General features: G+C 41.8%; 11 protein-coding genes and 1 pseudogene. 10 read left to right on the top strand and 2 right to left on the bottom strand.

The window, feature by feature from the left end:
- Window positions 1–22: 22 nt before the first annotated feature.
- The 7 genes and pseudogenes from H6795_04590 (at window position 23) to H6795_04560 (ending at window position 8434) form a co-directional block, all read left to right on the top strand.
- Entirely contained in the window at window positions 23–1525 is a 1503-nt protein-coding gene (locus tag H6795_04590; protein ID MCB9817771.1) for a cryptochrome/photolyase family protein, read from the top strand.
- Window positions 1526–1606: 81 nt separating this feature from the next.
- On the top strand, window positions 1607–4105 hold the full coding sequence (locus tag H6795_04585) for a hypothetical protein (GenBank protein MCB9817770.1): 2499 nt from the start codon (window positions 1607–1609) through the stop codon (window positions 4103–4105).
- A 10-nt stretch (window positions 4106–4115) separates the two neighbouring features.
- A complete protein-coding gene (locus H6795_04580) occupies window positions 4116–4412 on the top strand; it encodes a hypothetical protein (protein ID MCB9817769.1) in 297 nt (98 codons plus the stop codon).
- 23 nt (window positions 4413–4435) lie between these two features.
- Window positions 4436–4816: pseudogene (msrB, locus tag H6795_04575) on the top strand (peptide-methionine (R)-S-oxide reductase MsrB).
- Between the two features lie 126 nt (window positions 4817–4942).
- Window positions 4943–5206 carry a hypothetical protein gene (locus H6795_04570; GenBank protein ID MCB9817768.1) on the top strand — a complete coding sequence of 88 codons (264 nt, stop codon included), beginning with the start codon at window positions 4943–4945 and terminating at the stop codon, window positions 5204–5206.
- A 275-nt stretch (window positions 5207–5481) separates the two neighbouring features.
- The gene (gene orn / locus H6795_04565) at window positions 5482–5958 is read left to right on the top strand and encodes an oligoribonuclease (GenBank protein MCB9817767.1); all 477 of its coding nucleotides are present in this window, start codon (window positions 5482–5484) and stop codon (window positions 5956–5958) included.
- A gap of 145 nt (window positions 5959–6103) precedes the next feature.
- Window positions 6104–8434, top strand: coding sequence for a hypothetical protein (locus tag H6795_04560; GenBank protein MCB9817766.1), 2331 nt, complete (start codon window positions 6104–6106; stop codon window positions 8432–8434).
- A 26-nt stretch (window positions 8435–8460) separates the two neighbouring features.
- Here the strand turns inward: H6795_04560 and H6795_04555 are convergent, their stop codons facing one another.
- Window positions 8461–8937, bottom strand: coding sequence for a hypothetical protein (locus tag H6795_04555; GenBank protein ID MCB9817765.1), 477 nt, complete (start codon window positions 8935–8937; stop codon window positions 8461–8463).
- Between the two features lie 55 nt (window positions 8938–8992).
- Window positions 8993–9781, bottom strand: a complete 789-nt coding sequence (locus tag H6795_04550; protein MCB9817764.1) for a hypothetical protein — start codon at window positions 9779–9781, stop codon at window positions 8993–8995.
- A gap of 608 nt (window positions 9782–10389) precedes the next feature.
- Here H6795_04550 and H6795_04545 point away from each other — a divergent pair.
- The 3 genes from H6795_04545 (at window position 10390) to H6795_04535 (ending at window position 13690) form a co-directional block, all read left to right on the top strand.
- Window positions 10390–11250, top strand: a complete 861-nt coding sequence (locus H6795_04545) for a hypothetical protein (GenBank protein MCB9817763.1) — start codon at window positions 10390–10392, stop codon at window positions 11248–11250.
- 41 nt (window positions 11251–11291) lie between these two features.
- Window positions 11292–11975 (top strand): hypothetical protein, encoded by a 684-nt coding sequence (locus tag H6795_04540; protein MCB9817762.1) that lies wholly within the window; start codon window positions 11292–11294, stop codon window positions 11973–11975.
- Between the two features lie 791 nt (window positions 11976–12766).
- A complete protein-coding gene (locus H6795_04535) occupies window positions 12767–13690 on the top strand; it encodes a hypothetical protein (GenBank protein MCB9817761.1) in 924 nt (307 codons plus the stop codon).
- Window positions 13691–13724: the final 34 nt, after the last annotated feature.

The following is a 13724-nucleotide window of genomic DNA, read 5'->3' as shown; positions in this document are numbered from 1 at the left end:
AAAGCATAAAAAGAATGAGCGTATGAAAAAAATAGAATCAGCTTTGTTATTGTATCCACATCAACTATTTGCCACTGAGCATTTACCAAAAGTAGATATCATATATGTTATAGAAGATCCACTGTTTTTTGGTACAGACCAAGAATACCCTGTGGCGTTTCATAAGCAAAAGTTAGTATTGCACCGTGCAAGCATGCGCAGGTACACAGAAGAGCAATTGTGGGCACACGAAATAGACGTAGAATACATAGAACTTGCCGATGTCGTAAGTTCAGGCGAAGTACTTTCACACGCCCAAAAAGCTGGGGCTAGCCTTGTCTATATGTTTGACCCTAGCGATAGCCGCTTAGAAAAGCGTCTCCAAGATGCGCTATCTACAAACATAGTGTCACCGTTTGAACTGCGGGTTTTGCCTACGCCAATGTTCATGCTCAGAAGGGGCGAAGTAGAAGATTTCTTTACTAATAAGTCAAATCATTCTTTTGCCCCATTTTATCAGTGGCAACGCGAACGTTTTAACATCCTGATAGATAAAAAATACAAGCCGGTAGGGGGAAAGTGGAGTTATGATACCGATAACCGTAAAAAATTGCCCCAAGATATCCAAGTGCCGGGCTTTGTCAGCTTTGGCGATAACGAATACGTAAAAGAAGCGGCTTTGTGGGTAGAAAAACGATTTCCAGATAACCCAGGTGACGTTACAAACTTTATATGGCCAACTAGTCATGCAGAAGCAGAGCAGTGGCTTGATGATTTTCTGCAGCACCGCCTAGAATTATTTGGTCCGTACGAAGACGCAATTGATGGCCAAGCAATGTTGCTCTATCACAGTGGGATTTCGGCGCCACTTAACTGCGGCTTACTGACCCCTGGGGAAGTTGTTGATGCCGTGCTGGCGCAACATGAAAAATCTCCGGTTGATCTACCCAGTCTAGAAGGATTTATACGGCAAATTATAGGTTGGCGTGAATATATTCGCGGTATATATGCTGTGCAAGGTAGCAAAATGCGTAAAACTAACGGCCTGGGGCAAAACCGACAGCTAAGCACGCAGTGGTGGGATGGTACCACGGGTTTACCACCGGTAGACGATGTTATAACCAAGGTACAAAACCACGCCTATGGGCACCATATTGAACGCCTAATGGTAATGGGTAATATTATGTTGCTTTGCGAAATTCACCCAGATGAAGTGTACAAGTGGTTTTTTAGCCTGTTTATAGATGCCTACGACTGGGTCATGGTACCTAACGTGTACGGTATGAGTCAATTTAGTGATCTTGGTAGCATGGTTACTAAACCTTATATATCTGGTAGCAATTATATTTTAAGTATGAGCCACTACCCTAAAGAAGATTGGTGTGATGTTTGGGACGGCTTGTTTTGGGGTTTTGTAGAAAGGCATCAAGATATGTTAGCTAAGAACCCGCGCACCAGCATGATGGTTAAAAATTTGCACCGCTTAAACGAAGATCGCCGCCGTATAATTCACTATCGCGCTCAAGATTTCTTAAACAGTATATAACCTAGATATATAGCACAAGTACATTGACAAAAGCACAAAACTGTGCTAATAATATGTATGTAATTAACTAAAAACAAAAATATGACTGACATAGTTGAATCTCCAAGGAAAAAGGCTAATGAAATCGCGAAAGAACTTGTTTGCGTTACTGATGATTCAATTGAGGTATTGAAACAGGCATTTTACGCAGGGGATCAGCGACTAATAGATGATTATTTTTATACCGTGTGCGCTCATGTATCGGAATATCTCAACAGTTTACCACAAGATAGACGTGTGCAATCTGCTTTCCGTCTGATGCATGATCAGATTGATGCATTGGGCGATGTTGAAAAAGATTCTGACAGAAGAGCTGCAACACGACTAAACGCAGACGCTCTTTTGCAGGCTTGTCTACTACCGCTACCACCATACGCACCATGGGAGCTGATAGATTTAATGGGTCATGCAGCTATGCGTACATCCGATGTAGCAAACGATGTCTTATTGCCAATCTTGGCTGGCAAGCGAGTTGTCCCTGAGTTGTCCGCCGATGCGCCGTTAGGCGTACATTTGTTGCGAATCCGTTCGGTAGGGGTGATCGGGGTTTATCAGCAAGAATTCTGGCCCCAAATGAAGCAGATATTAGAGAGGTACCAGCGAATTGATATTCCTTTACTTGCAATGACAGCACAAATCGAATCCGATAATTGTGAACTTGAATTTGAGATGCGAAGTAACGATACGGGTCATAGTGATCTTACCCAAAAAAGCGCTGATTTATTAAAACGGCAATCTGGCTACGAGGATCGTTTCTGTGACGTCTTACTACCTGACGGCTTTGATTCGTACAAACAGTATGTTCGAATCGCCCCGGATGCGATTGCTGCTTACTCTGCGGGTGGCAATGTCGAAAGGTTTGTGCGCATAAAGCCAGGATTGCCCACAGATCAGAGCGAGATTCATGAAGAGGAAATATTAGAAGAGGTTAGCGCTTACGACGAAACCGAATACCCATTACTGTATGATCGATATACATTAGGTGCGATTGGTGATAGGCTTGGGCTTGATGTGCTGCGAATTACTCTTACGACGCAACAGCGATTATTTGACTTTATGATAGAGTCGGACAATCAAAGATTCAAGCGGGTCGAGACTGTCTTGCAGACATTATCCAGTGAAGATCGTCTGATCTTTGCAGAAGCATTTTTGGCTACTGAGTACGGCGAGAGTCTTGGTGATTCAATCCTGCAGATAGCCGAGAGGAGTGAGAGTTCAGAGCGTGGTAATGAGATTTTTCGTCTAATATCGTCGATTAGAGAAAACGCGCGAGTATGGGAATCGAATGCTTGGTTTGCCCAGCCAGATTGTGAGTATAATGAATATTTTGCAGGTATCAAGCAAGCTATAGAGTCACGTATATCACAGATATTGAGCCCTACTCCGGATCTGATGGACGGTATAACGCAACTGGCGCAATATTTTCACCGTGATGACACTCCGGCTGAACGTTTTGACATCGATTCGGTAGAGCAAGTGGTGCAAGGGCTAAAGATATTGAACTTGCTGATACAAAAATTATCTGCCGCTGAAGCAGAACCTATTTCTGATCGCAAGTCATTTGTCGAAGAAGATTACATGTCGTCTAGTGCAAGTTCTGATGGTTCTACTGCACGCATAATGATGCGACCAACTGAAACTCCGCAAGCCGAAGCGCGGATACGTTGGGCTGTTAATATCACGCCACAAGAGCAGATGGAAATATTTGGGAGGTATTTAGATGTTAATTCGAACGGTCAACCCAGAAACGCCAAGGCTTCTTTACGACTAGATTTTGAAAAAATTTCGGGTAGGTTATCCCTTGATCTCGGGTCTAGCATGCAGTACGGCAGTGGCTCAAGGGAATATCCCGATGTATTACTTGCAGCACTTATTACTGCTGGTGTGCAGCATGATGCCCTGCGGCAGGGCAAAGATATTGCCCATTTAGACTATCACGTTAGGGACACATTTGATTTATCTTTAAGCAATCCAGATACATTTGCAGGCTTTGTCAGAGCTATGCAAGAACGTTATGTTGACAAAGCTAAAATAGAACTTGGACGTATGTCTGTAGAAGCAACTGGCTTAACGGCAGAAACTACCAAAGAATCATTGCCTAACGTTGTGTATACTGGAGTCTTTTTCGATGATGCAGTACTTAGGTCTGTAGCTGGAGTAATTTTTAGTGAACCGTATGAACATATTCCCGACAATCCCCACATTACCTTAAAGTTCAGACCAAAAGATGGGGGGCTAAAAGGTCTAGATATTGGAAAACAGCAAAAGGTAAGAGTAGTGGGCTATATAAACGACGGTAAAGCTCAAGTGCTCATTATTGACCAAGCAGGTTTTGGCTCAGATGTAACGCAACCACATATTACCATAGCTACAGGAAACGATGCGAATGGCAAAAAAATTCCTCCCATGTACAGCAAATATGCAATCAAACAGGCTGAAATAAATGGTTCAATAGTTTGGTTTGATAAGCCCATAGAGCTGGTGGGCACAATTGGATATTTCGATGCGAAAGCTGGTAAGGTAATTACCCAGCCGAAATAGTTGGCTTGTAATGATCACGAAGAACAGTGAGTATTTGTCTCACTGCTTCGGCAATTGGCGTGCTATCAATTATAGTAGCCATTTGGGTTTCACCGAAAGCGATGAAAGCTACGCGGTTCCCATAAACATCGATTTCGACTGGTGCGATACGTGGGATGGCCTTTTGTGGCGTTTTGTTGCAAATAATCAAGATGTACTGAGCCAAAACTCTCGTACTGCCTCAACGGTAAAAACCTACAAACGTCTAAACGAAGACCGCAAACGTATTATTTCGTACCGCGCCCAAGATTTCTTGAACAGTTTGTAGCCCGCGCCGTATACTAAAAGGGCATGAAGCCTACAAAACTTACAAAACTGCAAAGAGACGTGCTGATAGACAAGGGCACAGAACCGCCATTTAGCGGTGATTACTAATATAACGAAGAGTATGGCGAATACGTATGCGCAGGCTGTGGCTCGGTACTATTTGCAAGTGAACATAAATTTGATTCTGGCAGTGGTTGGCCAAGTTTTTATGATGTCGCCAATAAAAAAGCTGTGCGTTTAGTAGAAGATACTTCAAACGGTATGCATCGTGTAGCGGTAGAATGTGCCAATTGCGGTGGCCATTTAGGCCATGTATTTAACGATGCTCCACAAACGCCCACCAATATACGTTTTTGTATTAATTCGTGCGTACTACATTTTAACGAAAAAGACATTTCTACCTAGAGATATAAAAGCATACAGGGAAAACCCTTTACAAAAACCTATTAAAGTGCTATAATATAATACGTTCATTTCCTGGATGCTGCATGGTGCAGAATACCGTCCACGAGCCTTGTAAAGGAGGTGAAAATGAACGAAACGTTGCTTTTGGCAGCAGCGGGGCCTCTAATGGCGCTCTGCGCCATGGCGATCGGTTTCATCATCATAGAAGGTGAAACCATCGTCGGCGGCATGCTCACCACGCTCGGTGGGATGGCGCTGCTGGGCAGCCTGTTGGGGTACGAAGCATACCCAACAGCGTGGGCTGTTAGCCTGTTTACAGGCGCGGTTCTGGCTGCAATGGCGATGCTGGAAAATTGGCACAGTACCAAAAAATGCCAGCAAAGGGGTTAGGTTTAAAAACCTCTAGAGCGGGGATCCGTAAGCATAGGTGTGCCCGTCAATAAAAGGCACAACCGAGAAGGAGCTGCTGTCAGGAAAGACGGCATAACCAGAAGGCACGGGCGAGACCGCACAAACGGCTTTCTAGGTGGGCCGATTCAAACCACCTAAATCGTCCCGCGTGTGGCCACAAGCCCCGCGGGATTTTCCTATATGTGCAATAATAGATAGCAGTGAACGCTACAAAAAACGACATACCACAAAAACTACTTTGGTTAGATCTTGAAATGACAGGTCTAATACCCGCAACAGACCGTATTCTAGAAATTGCTGCCATAGTAACAGATTTTAATTTTACAGAACTAGATAGGTACGAATCAGTGGTGTATCAACCACCAGAAGTCTTAGCACGCATGAACGAATGGTCACGCAGCACACACACCGCTAGTGGCTTGCTAGACAGGGTAAACGTCGCCCCAAACGAACAGCGCGTTGTAGCAGATTTTCTAGAGTTTGTGCTCCGCAATTTTGGCAATGAACCAGTAGTGCTGGCAGGCAATAGCATTCATCAAGACAGGCGCTTTATCCGCCAATGGTGGCCAGATATAGAAGCGCGTTTGCACTACCGTATGCTAGATGTAAGTAGCTTTAAAATTGTTATTCAAGGCAAATATGGCAAAGTGTTCAATAAAAAAGAAACCCACCGCGCACTAGATGACATCAAAGAATCCATCGCCGAACTCCAATATTACTTGAGCCTGTAATTGCTTAGTAACCTAAGCCTAATTCATCACTCAACAGATCAAACCCTGTTAGCTTTTACCATAAAAAAACAAACAACTACATTGACAAAAAAGCAAAACTGTGCTAATAATATATATGTAATTAACTAAAACAAAAACATATACAATGCCGACAACAGTAATAAACCCTGAATCTAAAAGTGACTTCAAGCATAGTCGTTTTACGCAAGAAGTACATAGTTATCTTGAGGGATTAAATGACCCTCTTGCTACGTCAATACAGGATTTACTAGAGAGACAAATTGAACTCAACGACCTATTTGATTGTTTAGTAAACAAAGAAGAAAATGATACATTTCTTGACTATTGGCAAAATCAATATGGTCAAAACATTGACGGAGAAAAGGGGTCTCGTTCGTGGATGATGCGGCGAGTTAAATCGTTAAATTCACATGAAACTAATGATATTTTAGTACACATAAATAGTTTACCTAAAGGACAACTAAATCAAAGCCTCGAATACTCAATTAAGAATAATCCCAACTTTCAGCAATATAGAGATCCTGAAACTTCTAGCGTACTGCTGAGAGACTATATTGAAGCACTAAATAATCTATACTTTGATAAAAATAATGGCCAATTTTTACGCAATATTGATTCAATTAAAAGCGCAGACGAAGCGCTTAGTTCAATATATGGTAGTGTACTCGAAGGTCTGATATTCCAAGCCTCAAATGATTCAGGGCGCGAACAATGGAGTAATTTAAATTTTATATTAAGCTCTCCGGTTGCTTTGAAATTAGGTGATAGAACTACACTCCAAGGTATGATATATGCGTTAGCATCTCGATTAAATAGTAGTTTGTTGGACGAATTACTAAGCGATACAGACATCGTTAGTCTCGTTGGAAATATAGTAACCCTAAAAGAAGTTGCTCTATTTATTGAGGGTGCTCCGCATTGGGGATATGGCGGCACCTGCGACGCTATATGGGAAAGAATATATAGCCACACCAAAGGCAGTGCTGAACGTACAGGTAATCCCCTAGTTGATATAGTTACAGACGAAGCTATGTCTTCTAGTCGCGAGATGTTAGGCAAAATTCAACATGGCGACACTAGGTATAACTATTATTCTGCCAGTGCGAATGGTAGCTTCAGAGACCAGGATAATGTTGACGATGAAAGCAAGCGTGACATTGTTGACATTATACCTGTGTCTAGCGACGGCATTAGCGCAATTATTGGTCCAGGGGGCAGAGTATATGCATTTCAATACCAAGGAATTACGTCGCCTTTTATTGCACTGGGAGAGTTCGGCGAAGATATGTTTGTCCCAAACTTACATAACGAAGATGAATTTAAACGATTTTGCGAAGTGTACTTCTTACCACAAGTGCGAATAGCCCTAGAATCTAGAATTGGCATAAAATTAAACAAATTATCGATGAGGTCGCAACTAATTTTTGCACAATATTTTTCGGAACAGACAAGTCTGGGTAATTTTGCACGTCTAAGCAAGGCTTTAAACAAAACTAATGAAAACGAAAGAATTAAAGTACTTGAGGCTTTTTTAGCGTTAGAATATGGTGATCATCTTGGTGAGGCAATAATTGATTTAGCGGAAGTAGATAGAAAAGGGGAAGCCTCACAAGAGATATTCAGCCTCATTAATGACATACGTGCTAATATGTTAAATTGGGAAAAAAGAGCATGGTTTGCACAAGATGACTGTGTGTATAAAGAATATTTTATTGGTATTAAGCGTGGTATAGAAATGAGAGTTTCGCAAATATTAAGCCCTGCCGCAGATATCCTAGCTGGTAAATCTCAAGATGCAGTATTTTATCATCGTGATGGCACTGAATCTGCTAGGCTAACAATTAATTCAATTGAACAAGTAATCCAGGGTCTTAAGCTCATCGAGCATCAGACTCGTAATTATGCGATGGCAGAGTCAGCACTAGTAGATGATCACTTACCAGTATCTGATAGAGATAGTGGCTTAAGATCATTTTCTAGAATAAATGATTCGGTAGGTATGACTTTACGCCCACACGAAACAGACGAAGCAGAGGCGCGATTACGGTGGAGTTTGGCTTTAACGCCAGCTGACCAGCAGGCAATATTTGGTAAACACCTTAGTGTAACGAAAGCTGGCAAGCCCCGCAATGTAAAAGTATCTATGAGATTAGATCTAGAAAAGATATCTGGGCATGTAGCATTAGATCTCGGTACATTTAGTGAAGATGCTACAAACCCAGAAAACGACCCCAATACCCTTTTGGCCGCATTGATTACTGTTGGCGTGCAGCATAGTCGCCAAAGGCATGGCGAAGGTATTATGCATAAAGATTACCATGTGCGTGAGACGTTTTCTCCGATATGCAGTGACCCGCATTTATTTGGAGAATTTATAGAAATGGCTGCGCACCACTTAACTATTTTGAGGAACAAACGTGTCGGCAAAACATCCCTAAAGGTTATAAATACATAGCCTATTTTAATACAAGTAGCTTAAATCTAATGCGTGACCACTGTATGTGACTTAGTAAAGTAGCCAGAAACGCTATTAAGCTCTACACCGGTAATTGGGATTACACTACCATCTTCTATTGCTTGTTCGATTACCGTATTGGCAATACTTGGTGGATATGGCTTATTCGTGTCAGGATCTATTGCACAAGATATCGTTATATGTGGAGCAGCTTTTTGTGAGAAAGGATTTTCTACAAGTACAACCTGAACTTGGCCATTGTCTACAACCCCAATAACTTTTAACGTATATTCAATGCCAGCAATAATTGGGCCGTGGGGTATTGCATCCCTGAAAGCATTGGTAGAATGCGTTGCATGGACTGTATCATACTTTGGTGGGTACTTAGCGAGTAGCTCTTGCTGAGCCTCGGCAGTTAAGAACATAGCTGTATATAAAATTTCAGATCGTTGGGTTTCAGGTAGTTCTACGTTAGGTTTTGACGCTTCTGGAATAATTGTCATACTGCGTATTATAGTTATGATTATTAACGAACGTCAAGGTAATGGAGTACTATAATCACGATAGTGAAGATACCATGGCCTCTGACTTTTCTCTAAATGACTCAGTTATGATTGCGTGTATATGCCTCATTGCCATAGCAATCGCGGGGCTTTCTATAAGTGTAGCCATTTGAGTTTCTCCAAAGGCAATAAAGGCCACCTTATCACCATATATGTCTATCTCAACTGGTGCGGTGTATATATCATCAGGTATGAACGTTCTATAGTATAGATTTTGTGTATCAAAACCTTCTTTAACATGTGCTTTACCTTCAGGGCTAAACGGTGTTATAGAATACGTTTTTATACCTGCATCAACCCGTTTTTTTCTGTATTCAATATAATAATCTTCACCTAATATTTTTACATCGGCTCTTGTGCGGAAAAGATATATATTCTCTTTGGTTTTTAAGGTATCGTTGTATATAGTTTTGATACCTTCTATACCTTGTAAAATGCGGGCGCCGGGTTCTTCAGAAAATTTATAGAAATAATCTATTAGATTGTTCATGTTATTTTCGATGATTTTTTCATTTTGCACGTATACTTTGCGCCTACGTTCTGCCAGCTCTTCTAGTGCTGCGGGGTGGTTAGCAGTGTACTTTGCACCGTATTTAACGTCATCCTTTTTTCTAATTAGGCCATACTTAAAAAGCTTATCTATAATTGCATACGTGTTGGTGCGTGATTCGTTGATATGTTCGGCTAGTTCTGCGGCAGACAAACCGGCGTGCTCTATGAGGGCTATATAGGCTTTAGCTTGGCTATCGGTTAGCCCAGCTTTTTTTATTATTTCTATGTCCATAACCTAGATTCTAGCATATATAGTTATAAATGTCAATTTAAAAATGACAAATGCTACCACTGTAAATATTATCAATAACATGCTAAGTATTGACAAAAAAGCAAAAACGTGACATACTGTATGCAAGATCGAATGAATGAGAGGCTTATCCATCGATCGCACCTTATAAACTAGATGCAAGCTACCAAGGCAAATGAGCCCTCCCGCATTATGTGGGTACGCGGCTTAAATGCTCGCGGTTGTGGAGCTAACATGTGTATTTACATGGTCCTGTAGGAATGATTCGCTTTTGATGCGAAACTCATGCCCGTTCTGTGGTACGCCCGAGAAACGTACGCGAATATACTTGTTAATTCTATATGCTTTACCATCTATTCATATAAGAGTGCTCATATAGCTCAAGTGCCTCTGGCGCGTACTCGTTGATATGGTAGGTTACACCTATCTCGCAGTTCAACGAGCCCGCCTGGTGCCGCCCAACCCCCTTTAAAGTCATACAAATAGCAGGGTGGGCAATAAGAACCCTATCATTATATAAAGGGTATTCTTAAGTGCGGCATCAAGCGGGTAATACATGCCCATATCATAATTAAATGCAGGAGAAGTAAATGATTGAACAAGATATCATTTTACCAGACGCATGCCCAAAATCACCTTTTTGGGGATATACAAGAAAAGAGACACTAGAACAGCTAGCATCTTTAGAAATTGTTGGGGATGCTGCCGAAAGAATAGCTGGTGGTTTATCAAGAGAAAGACATGCATGGCGTACAGAACAAGTCTTGGGCGCTATTGCAGCGTATTCTGGTGATATTACTGCAGAAGATAGCAATAACGCAATGGTTGTCGCTACTACACTCACCGATCGCATTGGTATTGGAGGTAGCAAACAGCTGACTGGCTGGGAAAGTCAAAAATCTGCAACATCAACACTCAGATTACCTATTTTTAGCACCTTGGGTAAGGGTAGAAAGTACGCTGGAGACGGAGCAGCTTGGACAGCAGCCATAGAAGCCGCTGGCAATACAGCAAGATATCAGCTAGGTGCTGGTCAATCTGCCCGAGTAAAAGTTGTACCAGAATCATTTGATATTGACGGTGTTGAAACCTTTGGTGTACCAAAAGAACTAATACCGGCACAGTGGATAGGAAACGTTGCTACAAAAGGCATTTGGAATGCGCTTAATAATGGCTTTAATACCAATGACTTATTGCTAGGCACACCGCAGCAGTGGGCAACTATGTACAATAATCCAGATGGCTCTAAGCTTAAAGTCATTAGGAGTATAGATGGTGTTTCACTTAAAGAGGCGTGGGATGCATTGCTTTTAGAATCAGACAACCTGCAGCGCTATGGTAAGTATTTACAAACTATATCAGAAGAAGAACAACAACAATCTTCTCCTGACGAAGACATACCTGCATGGGAAAGAGATTTTTTAAACAGTATAACAAATGACAATTCATAGCAATAAAGCTATGACAACATATGTCGATAAGGAGTAATATAATGAAAAATGAGATACAAGAATTTTTAATTGACGCAGACAATACAGCACTGTACAAGGTAGTTCGTGCAGATACGGGTACACTAGAAGATAGGTTCAGTATGCCTGTAGTTGACTTAAACGCCATTGATAACCCAGATGAACCTGGCTTACACCGACGTGTCCGGGCAGGCTTGTCAGCACTACTATTTAGAACGCCGGTAAGTGTTGATATGAGTTGGGAAATGACAACTTTAAGTAGTTTTGGTTCGGAATATGGTGATCAGTGGGGTGATGGTAGTCGTGGGTTCTACAATAGAGATTACGATTTAATTACCGATTCCTACCTAAATACACCCGGCTCTACATGGAATAATAATCCGCGTGCAGCAACGCTAAGAATGTCGCATAGTAGACATGTCACCAGTAGCAACGATGTACGTCCAATTGGTACCGGTGATTATTTACCATACAACTATGCATTTGGTTTATTTTCAGATAGTCAAGGGGTTCCTTCTGTAATAGGAAAATTAGTAACTTGGAATGAGGCTGGATACTCTAATTGCTTAGAATATCAAGATGATGCAGATCCTAAGCTGTCCGATTTTCGAGTGCATACCCAAGAAGCACATGCTGGTTTTGAAACTTTACACACGAGTTTGGCACAAAAAATAGAAGCACAAAATCTTATAGATATAACAGTTTAAAAGATAGATAATTCCTATACGTGAGCTAAAGACTATTTGGCTCACGGCAGGGCTTATTTATAGAGTAAGCTTGTTAAAAACTTGGCTTGGTTGCTTGATAAGAGGCTGTCTACTAAGATGCAAGCCTCTCATTCGGCTCCAATTGACAACTTGTGTCAAAGAATAGTGGATGTCCTTTCAAGCAGTAAGTTATTTAAGTTTTTGGGTACGGCGCTCGGCGAGGTTGATCCAGGGTGGGGCGGCAGCCCCACTATCGGCGGATCGCCGCAGGCATCTCGTCAGTGGTCGACACCGACGAGATTGTCCGGATCGTCGAAGAGCACCTGCTCTAGACGAATCCCCAGTATGGGCATCACTGGGTTACTAAAACTGCTTCCGCCCCAACTGGCGGCTAAAATACTTCCGAAGAAGCGAGTTGGCGCTTATTCGGACAACACCTCGGAAGGAGGTGAGTCCATTGGCGAAGCCAACTGACGTTGTGCGTAAGCCGCTGCCGTTTAAGCGGCAGGAGATCGTGTACTCAACGAGTACACCGAAGCCGTGCTAGGACGGCGAGGTTCAGGAAACCGTTTCCTTGTAAATAAAACGGAACCCCCTCGCTTAGGGTCATATAGTAAACGCGCTTTCTATGCATGCGCGTTCAAGCCCAACTCATGGGCAGGCATAGAGCGGGGTAGGACGTAACTCAATAAGCCCACCCCAACCCTCTGCAGATGTGTGTCTGCACTGATGAGCCGAAAACGGCGAAAGGAAATATATTAGGCTAGTAGCCTGAAAGGATATCATAAGTAATGAATAAACAAGAAGCAATTGAAGATTCTATACGTTCCAGTTCTCCTGATTTACCAATCTTAGGCGAGGGAATTTTAACAGACGATTTTCAGCATCATAATTTACCTGCTGATTTGTATAAGACGCATCCGGGTATATATGCAGTAAGACTACTACTCGATCCACCACATACTGAGTTGGGTGGTGATCATGTAGATTATAGTAAAACATTTGATCCTTATGTTGGAGGTTGTAATTTATGTGGTTTCGCAACAATCTTATGCGATGGAATTATACGTGATATTGATGGTGGATTGCATGAAGTTACACCAAGTTTAATGCAAAAAATCAATGAACGAAATCATGGTATTTCAGAAGTTGCTATTATGCATAATTTGCCCGATGAAGAGCTTACTAAACGAGGCTTAAAGCGTTACCAGACAGAAGAATATCCAATCATTGAACCAATTGTATCAATGGAAGAAACCATGGAACTCTATGAACGAAGAGTAGGTGATAAGCAAAATGCGGTTAATGAAGGTTTTGAAATTGGCATAATGGGTAAAAAAACAGAAAAAGGTGAAGTTGTATGGGTTGGGAATAATGGATATCCTGGTTGGGCGGCGGGCGAGCCGGTAAAAACTCAAGAGCTACTGTCTACACTAGTTTCTTATGGAGTGTTTATAAAAGAACCACATGAAAAGTGGCGCAATGTTACGAGATACATTGGGACTAATGGGCTAGAGGTAACAGAGACTTTATATTTTTTGAACAATGGTGAAATGATGATCAAATTTGTAGCTGAACCAGGACAAGTTGCAGGAATGTTATGGTCTGTCAATCATCCTGAAGACAACACCTACTTAATTGATCTGGAGGATTTGTATAATAACAGATCAGTTATAGCTACACCAGCATTATTTGATAGTGGGCTGAAACATTAATAACAAGTATTAATTATTTTAAAGACTGGTTGGA

This window comes from Candidatus Nomurabacteria bacterium (assembly GCA_020631975.1).
GTDB lineage: Bacteria > Patescibacteriota > Saccharimonadia > Saccharimonadales > CAIOMD01 > JACKGO01.
The sequence above is the reverse complement of the archived record's forward strand: the minus strand, read 5'-3'. Positions and strand labels throughout refer to the sequence as shown.

What these genes read in the sequence shown, in the direction of transcription:
- H6795_04590 (MCB9817771.1), top strand. Translation starts at nt 23, where the DNA reads ATGAAAAAAATAGAATCAGCTTTGTTATTGTATCCACATCAACTATTT.
- H6795_04585 (MCB9817770.1), top strand. Translation starts at nt 1,607, where the DNA reads ATGACTGACATAGTTGAATCTCCAAGGAAAAAGGCTAATGAAATCGCG.
- H6795_04580 (MCB9817769.1), top strand. Translation starts at nt 4,116, where the DNA reads ATGATCACGAAGAACAGTGAGTATTTGTCTCACTGCTTCGGCAATTGG.
- H6795_04570 (MCB9817768.1), top strand. Translation starts at nt 4,943, where the DNA reads ATGAACGAAACGTTGCTTTTGGCAGCAGCGGGGCCTCTAATGGCGCTC.
- orn (MCB9817767.1), top strand. Translation starts at nt 5,482, where the DNA reads ATGACAGGTCTAATACCCGCAACAGACCGTATTCTAGAAATTGCTGCC.
- H6795_04560 (MCB9817766.1), top strand. Translation starts at nt 6,104, where the DNA reads ATGCCGACAACAGTAATAAACCCTGAATCTAAAAGTGACTTCAAGCAT.
- H6795_04555 (MCB9817765.1), bottom strand. Translation starts at nt 8,937, where the DNA reads ATGACAATTATTCCAGAAGCGTCAAAACCTAACGTAGAACTACCTGAA.
- H6795_04550 (MCB9817764.1), bottom strand. Translation starts at nt 9,781, where the DNA reads ATGGACATAGAAATAATAAAAAAAGCTGGGCTAACCGATAGCCAAGCT.
- H6795_04545 (MCB9817763.1), top strand. Translation starts at nt 10,390, where the DNA reads ATGATTGAACAAGATATCATTTTACCAGACGCATGCCCAAAATCACCT.
- H6795_04540 (MCB9817762.1), top strand. Translation starts at nt 11,292, where the DNA reads ATGAAAAATGAGATACAAGAATTTTTAATTGACGCAGACAATACAGCA.
- H6795_04535 (MCB9817761.1), top strand. Translation starts at nt 12,767, where the DNA reads ATGAATAAACAAGAAGCAATTGAAGATTCTATACGTTCCAGTTCTCCT.